This is a genomic window from Hymenobacter bucti (genome assembly GCF_042681145.1).
Classification (GTDB): Bacteria; Bacteroidota; Bacteroidia; order Cytophagales; family Hymenobacteraceae; genus Hymenobacter; species Hymenobacter bucti.
Genome location: NZ_JBHUFD010000012.1, coordinates 69,169 through 92,279, shown reverse-complemented (window position 1 = coordinate 92,279; position 23,111 = coordinate 69,169). Strand labels below are relative to the sequence as shown.

Below are 23,111 nucleotides of genomic sequence, written 5' to 3'. Positions count from 1 at the left end.
ACGAGACCCCTCTGGGGCTGGCTCCAGAGGGATCTCGTGAGGCGCCCACACCACGGTGGCTAGACACAGCCAAAAATTTAATCACTACCTACTCATGCCCCTTCCCGCCCGACTGCTACTCGCCCTCCTGTCCTTCCTCACCCTAGTTGCCCAGGCGCAGCCCGGCACCGGCCACCTCGTGCAGGATTTATCGAGCCAGGACTGGCACCTGTGGCTCGACCCAGCTGCCCCGTGGGTACACGACCGGCTGTACGCGCCGCCCGTTGAGGTGACCAAACTTCCGATAAACCCGCCCACGGGCGGGTGGGCCAAGCTGACCGGTACTGAGGGCAAAACCGTGCACCTACCCGCCACTGTGGAGCAATACTATTGGGGCCAAAATGGCAACGCGTTCGGCTTGAGCGGCAATTACCTGGGGGTGTCGTGGTTCAGCACCAAATTAGCGGTGCCGGCCGCGCTACAAGGGCAGCGGTTGGTGCTGCGCTTCGAGAGCGTGCGGTTTCGGGCCGAAGTATTTGTCAATCAGCAGCTGGCGGGCTACGACCTGGTTAACAGCACGCCGTTTGAGATTGACATTAGCCAGCTGGTGCGCTACGGGCAGGCCAACGAGGTGGCCGTGCGCATCACCGACCCCAACGGTAACTTCGACTGGCGCGACTCGCAAAATTTTATGTGGGGCAGCTACCGCACTATTCCCACGCACGGCTTCGGCGGCATCACGGGCAAGGTGGAGCTGGTGGCCACGCCACTGGTGTACGTGCAGGATGTGTTCGTAAAAAACAAGCCCGCCCTGCGCGAAGTAGATATGCAGGTAACCCTTGACAACCAGACCGCTCGGCCCACCCCCGGCACCCTACGGCTGGCCGTGACGGCGGCCGGCGGCGCGCAGCCCCCGGTTTTCACCAAGGAAATAACCCTGCCGCAGGTGCCCACCGGCCAGAGCACCCGCACCGTGACCGTGCGCCTACCGGCCGCCCAGCTTTGGAGCGTCGAGCACCCCAACCTGTACCACGTCGTGGCCACGCTGACTACGGCCGCCGGGAGCGATACCTACCGGCAGCGGTTCGGCTTTCGGTGGTTTGAGGTGCGCGACGTGGCGGGCGGCGACCGTCAGTTTTTCCTCAATGGGCAGCGTATTGTACTGCGCACGTCCATTTCGTGGGGGTTCTGGCCCGTGAATGGCATTGCGCCCACCGACGCGCTGGCCCGCAAGCAGGTTGAGACGGCTAAGGCGCTGGGGCTGAACATGCTCAACTTCCACCGCACCATCGGCCAGGCCAACGTGCTCGACTATGCCGATGAGCTGGGGCTGCTCTATTTTGAGGAGCCGGGCGGCAATTCCTACCCCGCTAACATGTTCAATGCCACCGACTCGCTGGGCAAAAAGCAGACGGATTTCTACCTGGCTACCCGCACCGAAAAGCTGCTGCGCATGGTGCGGCGCGACCGCAGCCACCCCGCACTCGTCATCTACAACCTGCACAACGAGCGTGGCGCGCCGCCCGAAGCCCCCGACCGCGCCGAAATGAGCGCTGCTCACGCTCTCGATGAGACGCGCCTGCTGACCTACAACTCCTCCAACGGCGACCCTACGCTAAAACCTAATCCGCGCTTCAAGCTGCACCTGCGGCCTTACGATGCGAAATTTTACGACTTCGGCTGGTTCGACCAACACCACGCGGGTGGGCCGGGCGTGTACAACAATGCGCTTTATTCGGGGCCGAGTAAGTACCTGCGCTACACCGACCACCGAGCCGAAATCGTGTATTATGGCGAGGAAGGGGCCATCGGCACGCCGCCGCGCTTGCAGCTGATTCGGGACGAAATTCTGAAAACGGGTCGGAACGTCGGGTGGGAAAGCGCCAGCTACTTGCAGTGGTACGATGCTTACGACCAGTTTTTGACTAACACGCCCGGCTTCCGCCAGGCCTTCCCGACGGTGGACGCGCTGACCACCGCTATGGGCAACACGGCCTACTACTACCAGGGCCGCGCCATCGAAAACGTGCGCCTCAACAATGTGGCCGATGGCTACGCCGTGAACGGCTGGGAAAGCATGATGCTAGAAAACCACTCAGGCATCGTGGACAACTACCGCAATCCAAAGGGCGACGTGCAGCTCATTGCGCGCTACAACCGCCCCCTATACGTGGCCGTGAAGCTAACCCGCAAGGTGCTGGCCGTGGGCGACACCGCCCGCGCCGATTTCCACCTCATCAACGAGGCTAACCTGCGCGGTATCTTCCGCTTGCGCGTGCAGGCCACCGACGAAAGCGGCAACGTAATTTTCACTAAAACCCTGCCCGTGCGGGCCACCGGCGGCACTACCTACGGCGAGCTACTCGCGGCCGGGTTGCCTATTGTGCCGGCCAGCGCGGGCTACACCACCGTGCGGGCCGAGCTACTGCGCGGCCCCCAGGCCGTGGCTAGCGGCGACGACCAACTCTTTGCCGTGCGCCTGACTACCAGTGGCCTACTCCCCACCGGCTCGGTGGCCGATACCAGCGGCGTGCTGGCGGGCTACCTCCGGTCGGTGGGGGTTACGTCGTTCAAGGAGTTCAAGTCGGGCCGGCCCCAGGGCGACTACCTGCTGGTGGGCGCCTTCAACCCGCAGCAAACCGGCAACCCGCTCGTAACGGATATTCTGGAGTGGGTTAATGAAGGCCACACGCTCATCGTGGTCAACAACGCCGACAAGTGGGCCACGCACCTGGGCCGCAAGGAAGTGGTAGACTACCGAGGCTATAAGGAGCTGGGCACTAGCTGGTACGGCGGCAACTACTTCGTGAAAAACCACCCGCTGTTTGTGGGCTTGCCGCAGGCCTGCGTGTTCAATTGGGAGTATCAGTGCTTTGCCACCTACGACCGCAGCCGCGTGGGCCTGCGCCTGTTCAACGGCGAAACCATTGTGGGCTGCGTATCCGACCACAAAAAGGAGGTGTACTCGGCCCTGAGCGTGGTGCCGCACGGCCGGGGCCGCATCCTCCTCTGCTCTCTAGATATCTTCTCGACCCTGCGCGGCGTGAAAGCCAGCAAAAAAGCCGAAGGCGACGGTGAAAACGCGGCCTTGACCTCGCTTGATACCTCTATCGGCAACCGGGCCAACGTGGTGGGCCAGCAGTTGCTGCTGAACATGCTGCGCTGGGCTAAGTAGCGCTGTACGCTTCCCCGTTCGATAAGCCAGTGGCAGGCAGAGGTTAAGCCGCTTGTTTAAATTGGATAGGGGTCATAAAATTCAAGGCCTGGTGAGGCCGTTGCGTGTTATAGTCGTGCCGCCACTCGTCGACGAGTTGGCGCACCTGGGCCAGCGAGCGAAGCAGGTGGGCGTCGAGTAGTCAGGTACCTCATGCCAACGCATCGCCCGAGGAAGTATAGCGACCGGGCTTCTAATAGAGAGCGAGAGGTAAAGGGAGTCGCTCCTTCGGCTGAGGTAATAAGGACTGATAAGACCCTATTATCAGCCTTGTATTTGACAATCCGACGCCAAGAACTTTAGGTAAAGTGGTTAGGTGGGAATGGACACGACGGAAGCAACTTTCCTACCGACTCCTAGTTGGCTGAGGGCCATTTGTTCTGCGCCTCCCACCGACGTTTGATGGATGCTGGGTTGTCTTTCCTGATAAAGGAAATATAAGCTGCTGTTTTGCATAGATTTAGCCGACCACCTCTTTATTTACTATAGATAGTTCGCAAAAAATCTACTAACCGGACCGGACTCCTGCCCAGTAACTGTTTTACATCACTTTTATCGGTATCAAACTCCCCCTGCGCAAACGCCTTAGCGTATCTGGAAATATAGGCCGCGTCATCTTCCGAAAGACCAGCCTGCATAAGCTGCGCAATGTATACGCTTACTTCAGGTTGATGATAAGCTATTGCCTTCCCGGTAATGGCTGCTAGCATGTCCGCAATTTCCGCGAAAGAGAAGGCGGTGTCTGCCGCGATAGTGTACTCCTTCTTTTCATGACCCGGCGTAGTCAGGACAACGGCTAACGCCTCCGCCATTTCGGCTAGGGGTAAAAAGGGGACTTTACCGTCGCCGGCAGGAATAGAGACTCCTTCCACCAACACGTTCTTGCCAATGAGGAACGGAATGAAATCCGCATAAAACGTGTCATTCATCACGGTATACGGGATGGTTGACTGCTTTAAATAGTCAGCGGTGTAGGCGTGATACTGCACGTCTGCCGTCATGGTGCTTTGATGTAAATTCTTCATAGCAAAGCCCGTGTACACCAGGTAACTGACGCCCGTTTCCTTCGCGGCATCAATCGCATGTTTGTGCTGCCCAAACCGATCAGCAATAGCTGCTGAAGAAGAGATTAGCAGGAGCGTGTCTATGCCTTGGAACGCCTTTTTCAAGGAGTCAACATCCTGGTAGTCGCCCAGCTTCACCTGGATTCCTTTTGCTTTTAACTCCGCTGCCTTGGTTTCATCTCGCACCAACGCCGCGATGTCGGCTGCCGCTACACCTTTAGCTAATAGTGAGTTAATGGCTGCCTTGCCTAAGTTGCCTGTGGCACCAGTTACTAGTATCATGATTCTTGTTTAAGTTGAACAATGACCTACTTGTGAGGGAACACACCAATGCCTAGTCCGGTAAGCCAGTAAGCCGTAGCCAGCCTAACGAGGTTGGCCCCCAATACGAGGGTCGTTTTTGCGTGCTGCGGGGTCATTGCTTTGGGGGATGAATAGTCCACAAAATTCCCGCTTGCCGCTCCCCTAGGTTAGGAGAAATGCGACAAAATCACGGTCCATCAATCGGCGCACCTGCTTCACCTGGCGGGCAAAGGCGGCGGGGGTGGTGGTGCTGTAGCGCTTAAACTCTTGTCCCAGGTGCGACTGGTCGGCGTAGCCTAACTCGTGCGCCAAGCCGGCCAGGCTAGCCGCCGGGTCACGCCAGAGCCGGTCACGCACCTGCTCGAAGCGCATTAGCGCCGAGACATCCTTCACCGTATGCCCCACCGCCTGTTTGAAGCGGCGCTCCAGGGTACGTACTGTGGCGTGGGCCGCGGCCGCCACTTCGTGCACCGGTAGCGTCCCATTCGCCCGGCGCATGGCGGCTCCCGCTTTCCTCAGAACTAGGTTGTCGGCACCTGCTAACCGGGCTGTTTGGAAGTACTGCGCCACCTCCGCCAACGCTTCCGGTGTCTGGGCCGCCTCCACCAGTTGTTGCAGGGGGACTTGCAGCTGCACTAGCGGGTGGCGCACCGGTTGCACGCTGCCTCGGCCGGCTGGCAGCCCCAGTAAGTCGAATACGGTCCAGGGAAAGCACTTAATGCCCACCACGTCCAGCCAGCCGCTACCGGTAAAGCGCACGGGCTGGTCAAGCAGCCCCAGCAGGAACGGAGAAGGCAGACGCGGCCCGCCCGGCTGCACGGTCAGGCCAGCCGCGTTGCCGAAGTAGAAGATGATTTCCGCGTAGCCGTCGGGCAGCACTTCGAAGCTGGCTGGTCCCGGCCCCAGGTCCAAGCGAAAGTGCCAGAAGTTTTTGATGACCTGTCGCAGTTCAGGGGGCGGTTCTACTTCGTAGAGAGGCATTGTGCAAGGTAGCGCCCACCAGGGAGGAGGGTAAAATAGGTGCCGCCGCTTGTCGTCTTTTGCCTGTCAGCTTCCCTTCAAAGAAGGCCAGCCTAGGCAAGAGTTTAGCAGCTTAAGCAAGGTTTGAGCTGGCCCACTTGGCTAAGCCATCGCTTAGAGAGCCGTCGTGGGGAGCCGAATAAGTAGTGAGGTTGCCACCTGCCCGCTGCGTATCAGAGGCCTAAATACTGAGCCGCATTGAAGCGCTTGACATCATCGAGGCGGGCATAGCGCTCAATCATAGCGTCAGTTTTTTGCTTGGTCTGGTTCTTAATGGCCTTATTGCTCTGGCCCGCCTCCACGGCTACTGTCACGAACGAGGCCCGCAGCGAGTGGGCCGTATAGGCCGCCCCTAGGTGGCGCTGCACCAAATCATTCACACTTTGGTCTGATAGCCGAGCCGTACCCGGCTGCGCGGCTCGTCGGCTGGTGCCCCGACTCATGCGCGTAAAAAGTGGCCCCGTCGGCCGGTCAAGGACGGCCAGCCAATCCTGCACGGCGCGCACCGGACAATAGTCGGCCGAAGGGGCATAAAAGACGGCTTTGTCTTCCTCCTCCCCGTACTGGTTGGTCTTGCTGCGCCGTAAGTGAATAACCAGTGCCAAACGGGTGAGCTCGACGTCTTCTACGTTCAGGGCCACGAGTTCGGAACGCCGAAAGGCCCCGGCAAAGCCCAGCAACAGCAGCGCCCGGTCGCGCAGGCCGGTGGGCGTGGTCAGCTCCAGCCCGCGGATGGCCTGCTTGAGTTCGGCCACAGTGAAGGCGGGCGCCTGCCGCTGGCGCTTGCCGTGCACGCGGGCCACGCCGTCGAGCACGACGCCCAACGCCTCGTGGCTGGTGGGCGAGGGCTGGCCGGCAAGTTGGTGCAGCTTGGCGATGGCGGCCACGTGGCGGCGGATGGTGGCATACTTAAGCCCCCGGTCGGCTAACTGCGAGACGTAGCCCGCGACGGTGGTGACCTCGGCCGGCAGGTAAGCGAGCTGCTGGTACTGGCAGTAGTCCTCGAAGCTGCGCAGGTCGGCTGCGTAGCCGCGCTTCGTGTTGGCCGCGCCCTGCAGGCCAGCCTCGACGTAACGACCTACTGAAGCTGGCATCTCCACTAACGAGTGACTGCGGGTGGGTACGATAACCGGCAGCGAAGACGTCTTTTCCATGGGGACCATATAATAAGGATTAAAGAACAGCGGATGACTGACGCTCGATTCTACAAACTTAGTACCGATAAACATTAATTATCGGTACTAAGGTGAAAATGCCTATTTCGTGCTTTTGTAATAGGTCAAGGTACCTTCTTAGTGAATCAGATAAGCTGCGCTAATTAGAGTCGCGCCGAGCAGCACGGCCAACAGCACGCGCCGACGGTGGCGGCGGCGCTGGGAGCGTCGCGAGCGGGGCTGGCGCATTAGGTGAGGCAGCGTGGACATACCGAAAGCTAAGCAGTGGACTACCCACTGCCAAGCTTAGCTAAATAACTAGTTGCAAGTGGAGAGAGCAAATAGCACAGTACTACTTGCTTGTAAGCAGGAGTTAACTATTCTATTTAAGTCAATGTGTACAGGCTTTTTCACAGCGCGCCATTCGGTAACTCTGATTACCTCAAAAGCACTTTATACAATGCCTTATAAAATACTTATAAACAGACATTTGACAAGCGTTGAACGTACGTTTAATAAATGTTATAAACTCCTCCATAGCCGTTATTTTTGTACCAATCCCCGTTTTATGCTGCCCGCACCTACTTATTACGTCCCCTACTACCGGGTGAGCACCGCTCGTCAAGGTCAGTCCGGCCTCGGGCTCGAAGCCCAGCGCACGGCGGTGGCAGCCTTCGTCGCGGACTCGGCCCAGCTGTTGGGGGAGTTTGTCGAAGTGGAGAGCGGCAAGAAAAATCAGCGACCCCAACTGCTCGCGGCTATTGACGCGGCACGGGCGGTGGGGGCGACGTTGCTGATTGCCAAGCTGGATAGATTGTCGAGGAACGCGGGGTTCATCTTTGCCTTGCGTGATTCGGGTGTGGCATTCATTTGCTGCGACATGCCCGATGCCAATACGTTAACGGTTGGGCTATTCGCGGTCATCGCTCAGCACGAGCGGGAGATGATTTCGAAGCGAACTATAGACGCGCTCACGGCGAAGAAGGCCCGCGGGGCCGTGCTGGGTACGCCGGCTAACATGACCCCAGCAGCCATCGCGAAGAGCTTGAATATTCGGCAGGAGAATGCCCGTACTAATCAGCAGAACCAGCAAGCAGCCCGACTTGCAGGGCTACTGCATGCGCAGGGATATAAGTTGCAGCAGATTGCCCAGGAGCTCAATGACGGGGGTTACCGAACACGGAGGGGGCAGTTGTTCTTTCCTATGTCCGTGCACCGGTTGCTAAAGCGCTAAGTACAGCAATAAGACTTTCGCAATTCATGGCTGCCTATCACAACAACTAGCTAGATAAACACCGAAGCGCACAATGTAACTAAAGACCAATTATCGTGCTTGAATAGATGGCTAACGGATACCGTAATAGGTATACATTTAACACCATTTAATAAGCCCGTTAGTAAGAAAGAAATGGCTGCGGCACCCAACTGTTCGCCATACTGAAGGTCTAAGGCTCACTGTATCCTCATTAGCATGCACTGCTAGTTTCCATCGTGGCTTTGTAGTTGGTAAAAGAGACAATTCAATGAATTGTCCACAATTGCAAGGGCATAGGAATCCTACTAGCCACTCTCTGCCAGGTTTGCCGAGCAAATACACGGTGTGAACTTGTCTAGCATCCGGAAAATCGCTTACATACTGATACGAGTATGAAGGTAATCGCTGGCCTGTAAAAACAAGCCAGCGATTCCACCACTGACGAAGCCGCTTCACAGGCCCGCAGGTTTATTGATAATCAGTGTAGGAGCGTTTAATAATGGCAACATTGTGCCTCTCCCTATATAACGAGCTAAATCCTTATCGGGCATGCCATCACGCTTGCGATGCAATAAGAAGCCTGCTATGCTAAATGTTACTTCAGCAAATCGACTGTTATCTTCTGTCCGAAAAGAATGCAATCTGGCTAGTAACTCAGTGACCGCTTGCGCACTAAAAGCCATGTTTATGCTAATAACGGCTGGGCTCTCCACATTTGCTGAGCGAATGTACTTGGCTTCGAGTTGACGCTCATATTCTTCGGGATTAGTGCGTGCTAAATCTGCTGCACGCAGTAATTCTAATGTATAGCGCTCCCGTGACAGTAATGACGAGCCACCCGGTTGGATATAATCTACTCGACCCATTGCTTCATTAATTCCGCCAAAGCCATCAGCATCTAATCGAATTCCTAGGTCAAAATAAGGTAAGATGAAGAAAGTTGCTATTCGATTTAATAGATGGCGTCCATCGATTGAATCCATGCAGCCGAATACAATGTCACAAGCAGCGATAGCCTTATACGCTAAGTAATCGTGCAAACCGAGAGGAATGGCGTGTACAATTACATTAGTACCACTAGCTTCAATAGCTTCTTTCAATACATGCACTTTGTGACGTGCGGCGACCGCATCAGTAAGTCGGGCATTAAGAATACGGTTTAAGTTCTTGTGTTCGACAACATCGTGGTCTACTAAAACTAACTCACCTATTCCTAGTCGACCAAGCAATTCGGCAACAATACTACCAGTCCCTGAGCATCCAACAATACCAATTCGTAGCTTTCGAAGTTGTCTTACTGCGCCTTCACCAAAAGCTTGTCGAGTCCGTAGTTGCACTTCACTACTATCCTCTTCACAATCCGAACTAGGTGTTTTTTCTGGTAAAAAAAGATGAATGTCATCTCCAGCTACCAGTATTGAAGTGAGCGGTATGAATTCGCTTTTGGCTGTAACAGCACGACCAAACAAATGACCATCAGGTAGCATAATGACCGAAATGAATGATTCATCCCGGTTAATCCAGCCTGTCAATGTATCGCTTAATTGTAAATCTGATTCGTCGTCTAGGTCTGAAAACTTTGGATATCCGCCGCCTGGGTGGCAATGGATTTTAAGTAACATCCAACCATTGACTCGGCACTCTTCGAGTAAATGCACAATGGCTGTAGGTGGCCAGACGACTAAGTCAGGTCGACGTTCAAGGCACTTGTCATGAGAGAACAGCTCAAGTCGATGCACCAGGAACGTTTCCTCATCATCGTACTGATTATGTCCACAGAGTGCGAACGCAATTGCTTCATTTTCATCGCCAGGAAACAGGTGCTGGCGTAGGGCTATATAATCAGGCCCATTCATACGGAGCTTATACATAGCGAATTATTAGCGAGTTAGTTCATGATTTAACCACCCGCGTACTGCTAGTACATGCGTTTCTAAATTGTCAATTCCAGGCCGCCACATATTGGTTGGACGGTGACGCGACCAGCATTGAAACTGTTGACCGTCTACTACCTGCACCATTAAATTAGCGATTGGACGACCATCACGCCGGCTAATAGCCGGCGCGAAGTTCATCATGTCAATCTCAGCTGTTGGATATGAGCTGGGTAGCATCAATGCCATCGTCGTCGTAGCAATGTTATAGCCAGCTGGTAACGGAAAGTTGTGAATTAGCACCCAACCCACGTTGCTGACAAGCAGGGTCTCCCATAGGAGACCCTGCTTGTTAAGGAAAATTTTGTCTTCCGCAATCGGTTCAAATTGCTGGCGAAGTGCCACAGCTAAGCCAGGTGCTGACAGATTACCATCACGAGCCTCCTTTGCTACGGTTTTGAAGCGCTCTATTCCGGGCTTACGTAGGTCCACGACCTCATGTGGGCCGACAGAACGCCCACTATCACCAATTTCAAACAGCTCATGAGTCTGCGACGTTGCGTTTACTAGAGCCAGCAGTTGGTCACGAGTCCACAAGTGCTGTGGGCGCTCGAAGTACTGCTTATCCACCTTGAAGCGATAATGTATCACTTCCCCAGGGTCATGAGGCGGATGAGGAATGCCACTGCTGGAATGGACTTCAATGTCAATTATACGAACCTTGATGGTAACGTTTACGTCTTGTTCAGGGTGGCTACCAGCCACCGCCTGAATGATTTTGTCTTCCGACAGCATACATTTGGGGAGTGTTACGCTTCGTCATCCTTCTCATCGATACACGAAGCGTAGATTAAAAATTGGTGCTTTTGGGTCTGCTTGTGAGTTCACGGCAAATGAACTTGTAGGCAGACTCAATTTTTTTAACTACGGTCAACTATATAGTGGCTTTACATAATGGCTTAACCTCCCTTCGCTTTGTTTGAACGAATCAAAGGTATAAGGAAAAAATCGTTCAATCTATGTCGAAGAAAAAATCTTCGATAATTTTCGAACTTTTCATCGTAAATCCTTGCAAATCAACGCAAAAATTATTACCTTTGAGTGTTGAATTTTGATACCCCTTCGGTTTGACGACCCTCTTCTTCAAGGCCTATATCAACATGATTCGCCTAAGAAGCAATGTTTTCCCTGCTCTGTAGCCACACGCAAAACCTATATAAAAGTGCTCAACTGCCTTGTGGGCATGGAACGCAAAGGGGACATTGCGGGGTATCGACTTTTTGAAAGCGAGTTTCTAGATGAAACTGGCTTTAAACTTACTGTGAAGGTTACTGCCAAATTCCGGCTTAAGCTTTCATGCTTCGAAGTAGATGGTATGCTTACCAGTATCACTATACACTCTCTGTACCCAACCCAATTTTCTTTGTCTAAATGACCACCGGTGCGACCCTCACTCCGAACCAGTCCACCCACCCTGGGCTGCTAATTAAAGATGAACTTGCCGCTCGCCACCTTAAACAAGTCCAACTAGCTAACGAGACCGGCATTCAACCTACTCAGTTAAATGAGTTAATTAAATGCAAAAAACCTATTAGTTATGAGCAAGCTTTTTTGATTGCTGCTGCACTGCCTGGAGTATCAGCTAGGCATCTTATAACACTTCAGACTAACTATGATTTGCATGAGTTTGAAATTCAACGCGAATTAAAAGATAAAGTCAAAGCAATCGAACAATGGCAACAGATTAAGGAAGTCGTTGATGTTTCATATTTTCGAAAAGAAAATATTTTATCAAGTGGTAGAGTAACCACCGATATTGAAAGGCTACTTACTGCATTAGATTTCAAATCTGTTACGCAACTTATTAGCGAGCTTGAAAAAAATACTCCTAATGGTATACATTTCAGAAAATCTGGTATGCTCAAAGAGCATAAGCCATATGTTAATTCTTGGATAAGATATGTAAAACATATTTCAGCCTCCCAAAAAGTAGCTGTGTTTGATCCATCCTGCAAAGATGAATTATTGCAATCCTTAAGAAAAGTTTTTCTAGCTACTAATGTCCAATATAATTTAGCTACTACTTTAAAAAAATATGGTGTCAAGTTGGTTATTAAGCATAAGCCTGATAAGACACCTTTAGATGGAGCAGCATTTTGGCATGAGAATCGGCCTGTAATTGGCTTGACTTTACGTCATTCACGTTATGACAATTTTCTTTTTACCGTTTTTCACGAATTAGGCCATATTTTTCTCCATTTCAACGATAAAGAAAATAGAGAAACTGGATTCGTTGATAGTCTAGAGGATACGGATATAAATTATACTTCAAGTAAAGAAGCCGAAGCAAACACATTCGCTAAAAATACGTTAGTGCCGGCCGATAAGTGGGATGAATTTACTAGGAATAAAGATAAGGGACATTATTCTGATACTTATATTGAAAAGTTCGCTAAGTCTATATCTGTCCCAGCACAATCTGTATTAGGACGTTTGTGCCACGAGGAAAAAATGGATTACAAGTGCAATTCTATCTACAAGAAAAATAATTTTATTCCTTAGCTTCAATATAAGATATAAAAAAAGCCTTGCTTAATAGCAAGGCTTTTTTTATATCTTATATTGGGGTTCTTCTTCTAGAGGATAACTGTTAAAGGCAATGAATGGACTATTGGAATTCATCTAGTTTAAAATTAGTGATTTAATAGGATAGGCATAGGTCTCTTTAAACCTCTATTTCCAATTCTTCGGCGATACTAGCAAACTGAGTCAGCGCAGCTTGCAGGTTCTCGGTAATTTCGAGAGCCAGCACATCAGGGGCAGGAAGAGTAGCACTGTCCTCCAAGGCATCGTCTTTGAGCCAGAAGATGTCTAGGTTTACCTTATCACGGGCCAGTAGTTGGGCTAAGTCATAGCAGTGGAACTGCTCAGTTTCTTGGCGCTGGGCACGCTGGCCGGACATGCCATAGCACTGGATAAAATCCTGTAGGTGGGCCAGCGTGAGTGGGTTACTCTTGGGAGTAAAGTGTTGGTTAGTGCGTAGGTCGTACACCCATAATTCTTTGGTCTGGGCCTGCTCGGCGGCAGCTCGCTTCTCAAAGAAAATGACGTTAGCTTTCACGCCTTGGGCGTAGAAGATGCCTGTGGGCAGACGTAGCAGGGTATGCACGTTGCAGTCCTGCAAGAGCTTGCGGCGGATGGTTTCGCCCGCGCCGCCCTCGAAGAGCACATTGTCAGGTAGCACCACAGCGGCCGTGCCACCCACCCGCAGAATGGTGTAAATATGCTGGACAAAGTTGAGTTGCTTGTTGCTAGTAGTGGCTACAAAGTCGGTGCGCTCGTAGCTGAGCGTATCCTTGCTGGTCTGGCCTTCCTCGCTCATTACCGTGATGCTGCTCTTCTTGCCGAAGGGCGGGTTAGCCAAGATGAAGTCATACCGCTCGCCAGGGTCGGAAAGCAACGAGTCCTGATTTTTGACTGGGCTTTCGGTGGAGCCTACGCCGTGCAGGTAGAGGTTCATGGCGGCCAGACGCACCACAGAGTCCACGATGTCGGTGCCGTGGAAGGTGTGGTCGCGCAGGAACTTGAGTTGCTCGCGGTCCATCTCGGCACCGTAAGTATCCACGAGGTAGTCGCGGGCTACTAGTAGGAAGCCGGCGGTGCCGCAGGCCGGGTCGCAGATGGTTTGGCCCGGCTTGGGGGCTACGGCTTCTACGATGGCTTGGATGAGCGGGCGCGGCGTGAAGTACTGCCCCGCACCACCTTTCACATCCTCGGCGTTCTTTTGCAGCAGGCCTTCGTAAATCTCGCCCTTCACATCGAAGCCCAGGCCCGACCAGTTTTCGCGGTCAATAAGCACCAGCAAGTGCTTGAGGCGGGCGGGGTTCTGAATCTTGTTCTGGGCCTTTTTAAAGATGACGCCGAGCATGCCGGGCTCCTTACCCAGGTCGGTGAGGATGTGGCGGTACTGCACTTCCAGCGCGTCGCCTTCCAGAGCACGTAGGCTTTCCCAGTCCTTGCCGACGGGTACGGCGGGGGCGTTAGGCGCGCCGGCCTGCTCGTCGGCCATCTTCAGGAACAGCAGGTAGGTGATTTGCTCGACGTAATCGCCGTAGCCCACGCCGTCGTCGCGGAGCACGGTGGCATAGCCCCAGACGCGCTGGACGAGAGATTGGGCGGTGGCATTGAGGGTAGGTTGGCGCATAGCTGGGATGTTGTAGCGGGTTTTATTCTCGTTTTAGTGAATTTATTCCCGTTCGTTTTCACCGATAAAACAATAAAAACAGCTTCTAATAGCTATAATTAGGGTTTTCGGCTTCGCTTATTTGTGATTTATTCGACATTTATTCTTTTTTAGCCAGCAGGGCGTAGCGCCGGTTTCGATTCGCGCCGGTGGCGCTTAGCTGGCCTTCTTCCACCAGCTTGTACACAGCTCGTTGTACTACTGGCAGCGGTAGTTCCTCCCCGAGCCGCTTGTGCATTTCGGCTAGTGAGCTGTCTGGGTAGGCGCGTAGGTCTTCGACCAGCAAGGCGCGCAAATGATGCGGCTCGATGGTTTTCAACGTGGGCTTTACCTGCAAGTCGGCCGCCGCGAATACCTCGGGGTTGATGACGTATTCGGTGCCTTTGCGAGTGCCTTGGGTTTGCACAATGTTCCAATCCACCAGGCGGCCCACCCAGGAGCGGGTGCGCTCTTCCTGCCGCAATTGCAGCGCCTGGCTGAGCGCCGTGGCACTCAGGCGGCGGTGTTGCGCCAGCAGACCCAGCACGATGGTTTCCTTCTGGCTGAAGGTGTAATGCGCGCTCAGGTAGTCGAGCAGGCGTAGGGTATCGGGGTTGGGGCGGCGGGCGGGCAGGGTCACGCGCAGGCTGGTGCCGCGGTCGTCGAGCTCGGGCAGGGGCTTGGCTTCGCGGCTGAGCTGCTGGTAAATCAGGTCGTAGCCCGAGCCTTCACCCTCCATCAGGCCGGTGGCTTCGAAGGTGAGGGCCAGGTGCGGGTTGCGCCGCATGCGCTCGTGCAGAATGGTGGTGGGCGTGACACCCAGCGGCAGCCCGCCGGGACTGGTGATTTCCACCCGGTCGGGGTAGGCCTGGATGAAGACATCGGTGGCCGTGGTGTAGAGGCGGTGGGCGAAGGCATTCACCAGCAGCTCGCGCAGCACGGCGGGCGGGTAGTGCGGCACCAGGCGACGGGTGGTGCCCCAGGGGATTTCGTGCGAATAGTGCAGCTCTACGGCCTGGGCCAGCACGTCTTCCAGCAGCCGGGCGGGGTTGAGGCGGTGGTCGAACCAGGTTTCCTTGCGCACCTTCTCCTCCAGCTGGTTATACACCACGTACTGCACCAGCAGGCCGTAGCTCAGGCGAGCGCGCTGGGCGGGGGTGCCCAGCCAGAGCACGCCCAGGTGGGTGGCCGTGCCGTGGGCATCCACCAGCCGGAAATACTCCAGCAACTCGGGGTCGGACTTGGCCAGCACGAAGGCGCTGACTTTGCCGACGCTACGCACCCGGTCCACGAAATAGCGGATTTCGTCGGGGGCTAAATCGGCGCGGGACACATCTGGCACGGGGCGGATTTCCCATTGCAAACCCGTTTTTTCGTACACCAGCCGGCGCAGGTCTTCGCCCGATACGGGCTGGCACTGGTCGCTGAGGCGGGCATAGGTGCGGCCGTCGGAAGTGGTGGCCACCACGTGCAACGAGGGGCTGATAGTTACTTCCAGGTACTCACCACCATTGGGCGCGACGACCAACTCCGACGAAGCAAAGCTGACATTCATAGCGCGGGTGCTTAGCTTCTGAATGAGTTTATGCACCTCTGCTGGGTCGAGCTGCTGACCTATGGGCGGGACCTCGTCGCGGTCTTCGATACCGATGAGTAGCAGACCACCCTGGGCGTTGGCCAGGCACACGCAGGTTTTGGCTAGGTCGCTCAGGTCGGCCGTGGGGCCGAAGGCCTTGCGGTAACTCTTCTTCTCAAAAACTTGCCCTTCACGCATAGTAGAAACCGGTTCAACGCTCAAAAGTAGTTGGTCGCGGTGGCCTGGTGCTTGTATAATATGCGGGCCATAATTAAGAGACCTGCGCAACGGCATGCAGGGCTTGATAACTAACAACAAGGCTTTCAGTCGCACATCTGATTGCAAAGCAGTTTCAGAATTTGAGCCCGTTGCCTTGGAAAATCCGTGGGTCCATTTCCTGGCGGTGAATGGGCGCTACCTCACGGGCATACAGGTAATCGTCGATTTGCTGGCGGCCCTCGGGCGTGCGATGAAGGTAGTATGCCATGAAAGCTAGGCGCAACTCTAAGTTCGGATGGGTGGAGGTGTAGTCGGGCAGGTAGAGGATGTGGGGCGAGCCAAATTGGTCCACGGTCCGGTGCCCCGCCAGATTAAAATTGGCTCCCGGTACCAGTAGCTGCACCGTGACGGCCGTGCTGAAGCAGGCCGGGGGGCTGCCAGGACGGGCCGCTTGGTTTACCAGTCCGATAGCCACCGAATCGACGGCTAGCTCTAGGCGTTTGTCGGTGGTCAGGTATTGCGGCGTTACCTCCTGCATCTCCATCTGTCCGGTTCTAGGAGCCGCAGCCACCGGCTCGTCGAAGCGGCCGGTGCGACCCAGGCGGAAATGGCCCAGCTCGTGCAGCAATACCAGGTTTAGCACATCGGGCAAGGCTGTATTCGTGCCTGAAAGACTGTTTTTCAGGACCCAGCTACGGATATAGTCCGGATTGAGCAGCACGTACCGCTCTTTTACGTTGGAGAACACCCCAGCTGAGGCCTTGGGGTCGGTGGGGCGGTAGGGAATCACCAGCACCACGCTTGTATCCTGGGTGTCATACGTGGCACCGGGTTGGGCCAGCACCAGATGCCGGCCTAGGCGCGCCTGACTGATGCAGTTGAGGCCCGGCAAGGCTGCCGCCAGGGCGTTGTTGAGGCTGTAGTCCCGGGCTCCGCTTTTCTGAAGCAGCACCTGGGTTTCGCGGTCTTGCAACGGCACCTCTTTAGTGCGGTTGCCAGGGCAGGCCGTGAGTACAAAACCCAGCGCGCCGACCAACAGCTTATTGCTCCAGTGCCACCAAACGCCCTTCATATTGCTTCAAAATAATGGGTTTCTCTTCGGGCTTGGCCGCCTGGAAGTCTTTCAGGAGCTGGGCCCACGTATCGCGGCCTTTTACCACCGCATCAACGGCCGCGGCTTTGCGTTGCGTCAGCTGGCCATCGGTCCAGTTCATCAGGCCCGACACAAACCCCAGAATGGCCAGCACCACGAAGGTGCTGCGCGGTACGGTTTGCGGATTGGCCGGGTCTTTGGCCTTGAGGGCGGTGAGCAGGGTAACCAGCCCGGCCAGGGCCGTTACCATAAAATTGACGCCGGTCTGGTAGTTGCCCAGTGTTTTCTGTTCGGTCGCATGCGCTTTGATGAAGGTCTGATACTTGTTCAGCAACTCATCTAAGTCCTTCGTTTGCTCAGTATCGGCAAAGCCCGCTGTGGTGAGCGAAGTAGGAGCTTGCGCGAGGTAGTTGTAGGTGTTGGTCTCGGTATAGAGTTGCAGCAGGGCCGCCACAAACAACAGCCCAGCAAGTAGCGGGAGGAGAAAACGCATAGAACGATGAACTTGAAAATCCAAAGCCCTAATATATGAATATTATATATTCAAAGTGGTTTGCTGGGTGGTGGCTTTGTGCCCGCGCCCGGCCTTGGCTTTGGTGGGGGAGGCGGGCGTGGCGCGCAGGCGGGCCAACAGGGCGGCGGCCGGCTCGTCGGTCGCATCCTGGGGCACGAGGCGGCCAGTGAAGGCTTGGTGCAGGATACTTTGGCGCAGGCGCTCAGCGCGTTTCAACTCATCGGTGAGTGTCTGGCTCAGCGCGTCGAGCACGGTAAGGCGGCGCTCTACTTCGGCTACAATTTCGGCTTGCTCTAGTAAGGGAGGCAAGGGGAAGTGCAGCCCCGCGAACCGGTCAGCTCCGAGGTGGGCAATACTGGTGGTCCAACTCGCAATCTTCTGAAATTCACCGTTGTGCAGGTATGACCGAAATACCGACAGTGCATAGATTGGAAGCACATTTTGATAAACTCGGAACCGCACCAACGTATTAGTGAAGCAAGCGCCAGGGACTTCGTTACGATATAGGGCTGGCCGGCCAACCAACTCCAAGCTTTGGCCTTCGTTGAGCAGGATGTCGTTTTCACGTAATGCGTAGGTTTCGTACTCTTCCGGCGTGAAGTTCATTTCCATCACGTCGCGCAAGTCGAACCGGTCTTCGTACACATTAGCCACTCGTAGGTAGGGGCGCATGTGTGGACCAGAATGGTGCTGTGGAGCGCGTTGCCGACCCAAACGCACCTCACCTAGCTGGCGCATCGAAGCCCATGTCCACCCCGTCGGCAACTCAGGTAGCTTTGAAGTATCCAGCGCTTCCGGCTCCGCATACTTCGACTTCCAGCCCTCGCCCAGCGGGAGCTGGCCGCCGCGCTTGGTCACCTGGGCGGCTTCCCACTGCGCCCGGCGCTCGGCGCGGATGCGCTGCAAGAGGGCGACCCCGGTTTCGGCGGAGGCGGCGGGGTGGGCTTCGCGCCAAGCGCGGGTCAGCTCGCCCGTGACGGCGGCGTGTAGCACCGATTGGCGGTAGCGTTTCAGCAGGGCCTGGGTGCGGCGCACGGCCGTCACGCCCGCATCCAGCTTGCTGAACAGCTCCTCCAGCTTCGCCACGATGCGGCGCTGCTCGGGCAGGGGGGCAGGGGTACTGGTAAATCCTTAAGCGTTGATAGATTCAAAATGTCCATCGTTCCACCGTGTGAGACGTTGGAAAACCGCGACTTCACCGTTGGTGAGTCGAGATACATTTTCGCAAACTCCGCTTTTATAGCATCCTTATTCAGCGAAAGCTTTACTAAACGCGGATTGATAATGCCCGGCGAAATGCCTTCCGGTAGAATCAATACCTTGCCAATTGTGCCAACCAAGCTTACCAAAATATCGCCAGGTTTTACTCTGCAAGAACTCAGCATCTCGTATCTGGATTCGTCAATAAAATAGTCGCCATAAAAGGCGTCTTGGCGAATTACTTGCTCTTGTCCATAAACCTTGTAGCCCTCAGACACATAATATTCTTTCTTCAAAGCTGAACCAAACGGCCCTGCTTTGAGAGCATTTGGTTCGCGTGCGGCTAGCTGAGCAAAGCCCGTCCAAACCCAGCCCTGTGGCAATTCCTGTTCTTCGTTCATTCGGTTCATCTGGCTAGCCGGCAGCGCCCGCATAGCTTAATTTTTTGAAAAGAGGGTAATAGGCTACGCGGCCAGCGCATCGTTCAGCTCATCCACCAGTTGCTGCAAATCGGCCCCGAACACCTGCCGGGCGCGGGCGTAGCCGCCCTGGTCCACGAAGGGCGGCAGGGTGAAATCTTCGGCGTCAACGCTGAGAGAGGTAGCCACTTTCTCCTTCATCATGGCCAGCCACTGCCGCTGCTCGGGACTGAAGCTCCGGCCAGCCGTGGCCTGGGCGGCCAGCCAGGCGTGGTAGCGCTCGTCCACGGTGAGGGGGTAGGCAGTGAGCGTATCGGTCTGGTGCAGGGCGAAGCGCACGAGGCTGACGAGGTTGGTGAGCAGGGTTTTGGGGCCGGCCCCGCGCACTCGCGCCTTTTCGAGCTGCTCGTAGGCCGTCCAGAGGCTTTCGGGCGTGAGCTGGGGGTTGTCGAGGCGCAGGGCCTGGGCCAGCTCCCGAATGTGGGCAAAGGTGACGGCGCGGCGGGCGTAGGGCTGGTTGTGCAGCAGCTGCAAGGCCGTGATTTCGTCCTTATGCGCCGCAATAAATGCCTGAAACTTATCGACTCGCTGCCGGGCCAGGGCCTCCTGCGCCGCCTCGGGCGAGGTGCGCTCGCCCTCAAAGCCAGCGTGCAGCACCCGGTCCTGGCTCACGAGGTCAATCACGAGGTCGTGCTGGGCGTGCACCTTGGTGAGCAGCATGCGTAGGGCCGGGTCGTCGAAGAGCAGCACGGCCGTGTCGGTGAGCTGGCGCACGGCTTCCTGCCAGTGGGCATCGGTGGGCTCGGCCAGGGGCGCACCTGGCTCGCCGGGGGCGGGCTGGCCGGCAGCGCGGGCCTCGGCAGTGGCTAGGCGCAGGGCCTCAGCTTCCTGTTTCACGGGGTCCACGGCGTCGTAGAGGCGGGCGGCGAGGTGCTGTACGGTGGCCCCACCGGTGGCGGCTTGCACAGCAGCGCGGTCGTCGGGCGTGAGCTGACGGTCGAGCCTAGCTAGGCGGGTGGCCAGGCTGCGGAGTTGGGCGGGCTCGTGGTTGCCCTGCGCCACGGCATGTAGCAGCTTCTCGAAGCCCAAGCCGCCGGGCTGGCGCTCCACGCTCTCGGTGTCTTTCTTTTCGGAGTCGGTCACGCCCACGGCATCCACCAGCACGAAGCGGGTTTTGGCGATGGCATCGCTGGTCACGGCCTCCAGGTCGGTGGGGCTGATGACGCGAGTGCCGCGCCCCTTCATCTGGTCGAAATACACTCGGCTACGCACGTCTCGTAGAAACAGCAGGCACTCCAGGGGCCGGATATCGGTGCCAGTCGAAATCATGTCCACTGTCACGGCGACGCGGGGGTTGAAGTCATTGCGAAACTTCTTAATTAGCTCGTCGCTCTTCTCCTCGGCAGCGTAGGTTATCTTCTTGCAAAACTCATTGCTCTTGCCGAAAACCTCGCGCACCAAATCCACGATTTCATCGGCGTGGTGGTCGCTCTTAGCAAAAATCAGGGTCTTGGGCACGATGCCGCGCCCCGGAAACAGCTCCGTAAATAGACGGGCCTTCCACTCCTCCAGCACCGTCCGAATCTGGTCGGGCGCCGTCACAGAGCGGTCGAGCTGGGTGCCCGAGTACACTAGGTCGTCGTCGAGGGTTTCCCAGCGCTTCTTACGGGTCTGGCGCTCCATGCGCTTCACGCTGCTGCCCGCCTCAATGCGCGAGCCCCGCGCCGTGATTTCGGTCTGGATGCGAAACACGTCGGAGCCCACGTTCACGCCATCTACCACGGCGCGCTCGTGGCTGTATTCCATCACCAGGTTCTGGTTGAAGAAGCCGAAGGTCTGCTTGGCCGGCGTGGCCGTGAGGCCGATGAGGTGGGCATCGAAATACTCCAGCACCTGCTGCCACACGTTGTAGATGGAGCGGTGGCACTCGTCAATCACCACGAAGTCGTAGGCCTCGGGCGGCACGGCCGGGTTGTAGGCTACCTCGCGGGGCCGCTGCGGCGCGTCGGCATTCAACTCGAAGCCCGAGCGCTCCTCGTTACCCGCGTCATACTCGGCCTCGCCCCGCAACATCGAGTACAGCCGCTGAATAGTCGTAATCGTAACCTTGCTCACCGAATCAAGCTGGTTCGAGGTCAGGTGCTGCACATTGTAGAGCTCCGTAAACTTACGCCCATCATCCGGCGCGGTGTACTGCTGAAACTCCTGTAAGGTCTGCCGCCCCAGGTTGCCCCGGTCCACCAGAAACAGCACCCGCTTGGCCCCCGCAAACTTGATGAGCCGGTAGATAAACGACACCGCCGTAAACGTCTTGCCCGAGCCGGTGGCCATCTGAATAAGGGCGCGGGGCCGGTCGTCCTTTAAGCTTACGTCGAGGTTGCGCAGCGCCTCAATCTGGCAGTCACGCAGCCCCCCCGTGTTCACGGCCGGCATCGTGCGCAGCCGCGCCCGCAAGGTGCCAATCTGCCGGGTCCAGTCGCGCAGCGTCTCGGGCCGGTGAAAGCCGAACACCGGCCGCGAGCGCGGCTCGGGGTCGCGGGCATCAATGAAGCGAATTTCCTGTCCGTTGGCCTCGTAGCCAAAGGGCAGCTCATCGGACACGCGCTGGGCGTGCTTAGTGGCACTACTACGGTAGCGGGCCGTCTGCTCGGCCACGGCCGTGAGCGAGGTGCCTTCTTTTTTCGCCTCCACCATGCCTACTAGGCGCCGGTCAATCAATAAGGCGTAGTCGGCTGGGCCAGAGGCCGTAGGGTATTCCCGCACCGCGATACCAGCAGCGGCCCCCAGATTGAGCTGCTTATAGTCCTGCACGAGCCAGCCAGCGGTGGTTAGTTGCGCATCGATGAGTTGGCGGGCGTGCTGTTCGGGGGTAAGCATTTAGGCAGGTGGGGAACGGAATGCTAAAGTAAGCAGCACCGAATCAGGCATCGTAAAAATGGGCCAACTACGTTAGCCTGCTTATGCGCTACCTACCGCACCGTTCAGATGCATCTTGACGAGGTAGTATCAAGAAGCAGGCTTACCGTGGACGTGCAGCGCTAATTGTCCAAGCACCTTGATGGCGGGCTAGCCGTTCAGTGTCAAGACGCAAGGTGTTAAACCAGACCAGCAAGTCCATAATCTGATGGGTTAGCGCGACGAGTAAGTATGGCGTACGAACTGTCTGGCGAAGTCCGGCCAAGGCGGAGGCGGTGTTAACTCTATCGCCGTGCGAAGCTGTGCTAGTGAGGTCGAGGCAGGTATTTACAGCAGTTGCCAAAATAGCTGGTAGTAGTGCAGTCGCAGGTGTAGCAAACTCTGTATCAGAAACCTTTTTTGGTTTACCACTCAAGATGTCGCTGCAATTTCGCTGATTGATTTCCCCGCGCGAAACGCATTGGGCAGGCAATAGTCGATGGCGGATGGCGGCAGCAAACACCTCGTCAATAATGATGCGTAGCGTATTAAACTTGGTGTCGTCCTGGTGATTAGTTTGAGGATTGTCGATAGCTTGTAAAACCTCCAAGAGCATCCGGCCAGCCTTTTCGCTGACTACATCAGGAGTGCAGGCGGCGAATGCTGGGGCGTAGCGGTGCCGGAGCTGGGCTTGGGGTAAGTCGTCGATGGCCTGCTTGATGGCTCCGAATAAACGCTGATTTTCCTCGCTAGAGCCTTTACGAAAGAAGCCTTCGTACTGCTCTTGAAAACCTGTATCCCGCAAAAGACTGAGCTGACCGGTAAGTACAAAGCGAGGCAATGGCTTTTGGTGAGCACTACCAAGCGCCGTAATCTGCTCCCATGCCTCGTAGAGCGCCTTGCGGCTTTCTGTACCTTCTTCCTGGCCTTTCTTTTGAAATGCCATGGCATCGAGAAGCACGGCGTTGATGGTATTCATGTTCGCCGCCAGATAAGCCATTCCCTCTTCAGTAGACTGAAAAGGAACCAAGACAATATCGTTTAAAAGCGCTAGCTTACTGAAAGCTGTGAGTTGCTGGTACTCATCGTCAATCCACAAGACGCGGTAGT

Annotated in this window: 19 protein-coding genes; 3 read left to right on the top strand and 16 right to left on the bottom strand. The window is 55.8% G+C overall.

Features of this window, described 5'->3' with window-relative positions:
- The first annotated feature begins 94 nt into the window (after positions 1-94).
- A complete protein-coding gene (locus ACFSDX_RS18950) occupies positions 95-3,154 on the top strand; it encodes a glycoside hydrolase family 2 protein (RefSeq protein WP_382316407.1) in 3,060 nt (1,019 codons plus the stop codon).
- A gap of 43 nt (positions 3,155-3,197) precedes the next feature.
- On the opposite strand, the gene ACFSDX_RS18945 is transcribed toward ACFSDX_RS18950, so the two are convergent.
- From ACFSDX_RS18945 to ACFSDX_RS18925, 5 genes are all read right to left on the bottom strand, one after another.
- Entirely contained in the window at positions 3,198-3,320 is a 123-nt protein-coding gene (locus tag ACFSDX_RS18945; RefSeq protein ID WP_382316413.1) for an integrase core domain-containing protein, read from the bottom strand.
- 349 nt (positions 3,321-3,669) lie between these two features.
- Positions 3,670-4,539: an SDR family oxidoreductase gene (locus tag ACFSDX_RS18940; protein ID WP_382316405.1), complete on the bottom strand. Its 870-nt coding sequence runs from the start codon at positions 4,537-4,539 to the stop codon at positions 3,670-3,672.
- Between the two features lie 183 nt (positions 4,540-4,722).
- Entirely contained in the window at positions 4,723-5,541 is an 819-nt protein-coding gene (locus ACFSDX_RS18935) for a helix-turn-helix domain-containing protein (protein ID WP_382316403.1), read from the bottom strand.
- A 212-nt stretch (positions 5,542-5,753) separates the two neighbouring features.
- Positions 5,754-6,734: a tyrosine-type recombinase/integrase gene (locus ACFSDX_RS18930; RefSeq protein ID WP_382316401.1), complete on the bottom strand. Its 981-nt coding sequence runs from the start codon at positions 6,732-6,734 to the stop codon at positions 5,754-5,756.
- A gap of 138 nt (positions 6,735-6,872) precedes the next feature.
- A complete protein-coding gene (locus ACFSDX_RS18925; RefSeq protein ID WP_382316399.1) occupies positions 6,873-7,004 on the bottom strand; it encodes a hypothetical protein in 132 nt (43 codons plus the stop codon).
- A 298-nt stretch (positions 7,005-7,302) separates the two neighbouring features.
- On the opposite strand from ACFSDX_RS18925, the gene ACFSDX_RS18920 reads away from it, so the two are divergent.
- The gene (locus ACFSDX_RS18920; protein WP_382316397.1) at positions 7,303-7,968 is read left to right on the top strand and encodes a recombinase family protein; all 666 of its coding nucleotides are present in this window, start codon (positions 7,303-7,305) and stop codon (positions 7,966-7,968) included.
- Positions 7,969-8,106: 138 nt separating this feature from the next.
- Here the strand turns inward: ACFSDX_RS18920 and ACFSDX_RS18915 are convergent, their stop codons facing one another.
- From ACFSDX_RS18915 to ACFSDX_RS18905, 3 genes are read right to left on the bottom strand one after another with little or no spacing between them, the layout of a single operon-like run.
- The gene (locus tag ACFSDX_RS18915; RefSeq protein WP_382319718.1) at positions 8,107-8,445 is read right to left on the bottom strand and encodes a ubiquitination-like system serine protease family protein; all 339 of its coding nucleotides are present in this window, start codon (positions 8,443-8,445) and stop codon (positions 8,107-8,109) included.
- Complete coding sequence (locus ACFSDX_RS18910; RefSeq protein WP_382316395.1) at positions 8,442-9,860, bottom strand: HesA/MoeB/ThiF family protein; 1,419 nt, start codon at positions 9,858-9,860, stop codon at positions 8,442-8,444. The genes ACFSDX_RS18915 and ACFSDX_RS18910 overlap by 4 nt, the downstream gene beginning before the upstream one ends.
- A gap of 9 nt (positions 9,861-9,869) precedes the next feature.
- Positions 9,870-10,658: a multiubiquitin domain-containing protein gene (locus ACFSDX_RS18905; RefSeq protein ID WP_382316393.1), complete on the bottom strand. Its 789-nt coding sequence runs from the start codon at positions 10,656-10,658 to the stop codon at positions 9,870-9,872.
- Between the two features lie 636 nt (positions 10,659-11,294).
- Here ACFSDX_RS18905 and ACFSDX_RS18900 point away from each other — a divergent pair.
- Positions 11,295-12,425, top strand: a complete 1,131-nt coding sequence (locus ACFSDX_RS18900; RefSeq protein WP_382316391.1) for an ImmA/IrrE family metallo-endopeptidase — start codon at positions 11,295-11,297, stop codon at positions 12,423-12,425.
- 163 nt (positions 12,426-12,588) lie between these two features.
- Here the strand turns inward: ACFSDX_RS18900 and ACFSDX_RS18895 are convergent, their stop codons facing one another.
- The 8 genes from ACFSDX_RS18895 to ACFSDX_RS18860 all read right to left on the bottom strand — a co-directional run bounded on the left by ACFSDX_RS18895 (position 12,589) and on the right by ACFSDX_RS18860 (position 23,100).
- Positions 12,589-14,067 carry a class I SAM-dependent DNA methyltransferase gene (locus ACFSDX_RS18895; RefSeq protein WP_382316389.1) on the bottom strand — a complete coding sequence of 493 codons (1,479 nt, stop codon included), beginning with the start codon at positions 14,065-14,067 and terminating at the stop codon, positions 12,589-12,591.
- Positions 14,068-14,206: 139 nt separating this feature from the next.
- Entirely contained in the window at positions 14,207-15,859 is a 1,653-nt protein-coding gene (locus ACFSDX_RS18890; RefSeq protein ID WP_382316387.1) for an ATP-binding protein, read from the bottom strand.
- Positions 15,860-16,013: 154 nt separating this feature from the next.
- Positions 16,014-16,952 (bottom strand): hypothetical protein, encoded by a 939-nt coding sequence (locus ACFSDX_RS18885; RefSeq protein ID WP_382316385.1) that lies wholly within the window; start codon positions 16,950-16,952, stop codon positions 16,014-16,016.
- Positions 16,921-17,466: a hypothetical protein gene (locus tag ACFSDX_RS18880; RefSeq protein WP_382316383.1), complete on the bottom strand. Its 546-nt coding sequence runs from the start codon at positions 17,464-17,466 to the stop codon at positions 16,921-16,923. Before ACFSDX_RS18880 ends, ACFSDX_RS18885 begins: the two co-directional genes overlap by 32 nt.
- Positions 17,467-17,508: 42 nt before the next feature.
- The gene (locus tag ACFSDX_RS18875; protein ID WP_382316381.1) at positions 17,509-18,573 is read right to left on the bottom strand and encodes a restriction endonuclease subunit S; all 1,065 of its coding nucleotides are present in this window, start codon (positions 18,571-18,573) and stop codon (positions 17,509-17,511) included.
- Positions 18,528-19,088: a restriction endonuclease subunit S gene (locus ACFSDX_RS18870; RefSeq protein WP_382316380.1), complete on the bottom strand. Its 561-nt coding sequence runs from the start codon at positions 19,086-19,088 to the stop codon at positions 18,528-18,530. Before ACFSDX_RS18870 ends, ACFSDX_RS18875 begins: the two co-directional genes overlap by 46 nt.
- A 63-nt stretch (positions 19,089-19,151) precedes the next feature.
- Positions 19,152-21,983 (bottom strand): type I restriction endonuclease subunit R, encoded by a 2,832-nt coding sequence (locus tag ACFSDX_RS18865; protein WP_382316379.1) that lies wholly within the window; start codon positions 21,981-21,983, stop codon positions 19,152-19,154.
- 142 nt (positions 21,984-22,125) lie between these two features.
- A complete protein-coding gene (locus ACFSDX_RS18860) occupies positions 22,126-23,100 on the bottom strand; it encodes a hypothetical protein (protein WP_382316377.1) in 975 nt (324 codons plus the stop codon).
- Between the last annotated feature and the right edge of the window lie 11 nt (positions 23,101-23,111).

Bases quoted from the DNA above. Each gene is read 5' to 3' on its own strand.
- ACFSDX_RS18950 (WP_382316407.1), top strand. From the start codon at position 95: ATGCCCCTTCCCGCCCGACTGCTACTCGCCCTCCTGTCCTTCCTCACC.
- ACFSDX_RS18940 (WP_382316405.1), bottom strand. From the start codon at position 4,539: ATGATACTAGTAACTGGTGCCACAGGCAACTTAGGCAAGGCAGCCATT.
- ACFSDX_RS18935 (WP_382316403.1), bottom strand. From the start codon at position 5,541: ATGCCTCTCTACGAAGTAGAACCGCCCCCTGAACTGCGACAGGTCATC.
- ACFSDX_RS18930 (WP_382316401.1), bottom strand. From the start codon at position 6,734: ATGGAAAAGACGTCTTCGCTGCCGGTTATCGTACCCACCCGCAGTCAC.
- ACFSDX_RS18925 (WP_382316399.1), bottom strand. From the start codon at position 7,004: ATGTCCACGCTGCCTCACCTAATGCGCCAGCCCCGCTCGCGACGCTCC.
- ACFSDX_RS18920 (WP_382316397.1), top strand. From the start codon at position 7,303: ATGCTGCCCGCACCTACTTATTACGTCCCCTACTACCGGGTGAGCACC.
- ACFSDX_RS18910 (WP_382316395.1), bottom strand. From the start codon at position 9,860: ATGTATAAGCTCCGTATGAATGGGCCTGATTATATAGCCCTACGCCAG.
- ACFSDX_RS18905 (WP_382316393.1), bottom strand. From the start codon at position 10,658: ATGCTGTCGGAAGACAAAATCATTCAGGCGGTGGCTGGTAGCCACCCT.
- ACFSDX_RS18900 (WP_382316391.1), top strand. From the start codon at position 11,295: ATGACCACCGGTGCGACCCTCACTCCGAACCAGTCCACCCACCCTGGG.
- ACFSDX_RS18895 (WP_382316389.1), bottom strand. From the start codon at position 14,067: ATGCGCCAACCTACCCTCAATGCCACCGCCCAATCTCTCGTCCAGCGC.
- ACFSDX_RS18890 (WP_382316387.1), bottom strand. From the start codon at position 15,859: ATGCGTGAAGGGCAAGTTTTTGAGAAGAAGAGTTACCGCAAGGCCTTC.
- ACFSDX_RS18885 (WP_382316385.1), bottom strand. From the start codon at position 16,952: ATGAAGGGCGTTTGGTGGCACTGGAGCAATAAGCTGTTGGTCGGCGCG.
- ACFSDX_RS18880 (WP_382316383.1), bottom strand. From the start codon at position 17,466: ATGCGTTTTCTCCTCCCGCTACTTGCTGGGCTGTTGTTTGTGGCGGCC.
- ACFSDX_RS18870 (WP_382316380.1), bottom strand. From the start codon at position 19,088: ATGAACGAAGAACAGGAATTGCCACAGGGCTGGGTTTGGACGGGCTTT.
- ACFSDX_RS18865 (WP_382316379.1), bottom strand. From the start codon at position 21,983: ATGCTTACCCCCGAACAGCACGCCCGCCAACTCATCGATGCGCAACTA.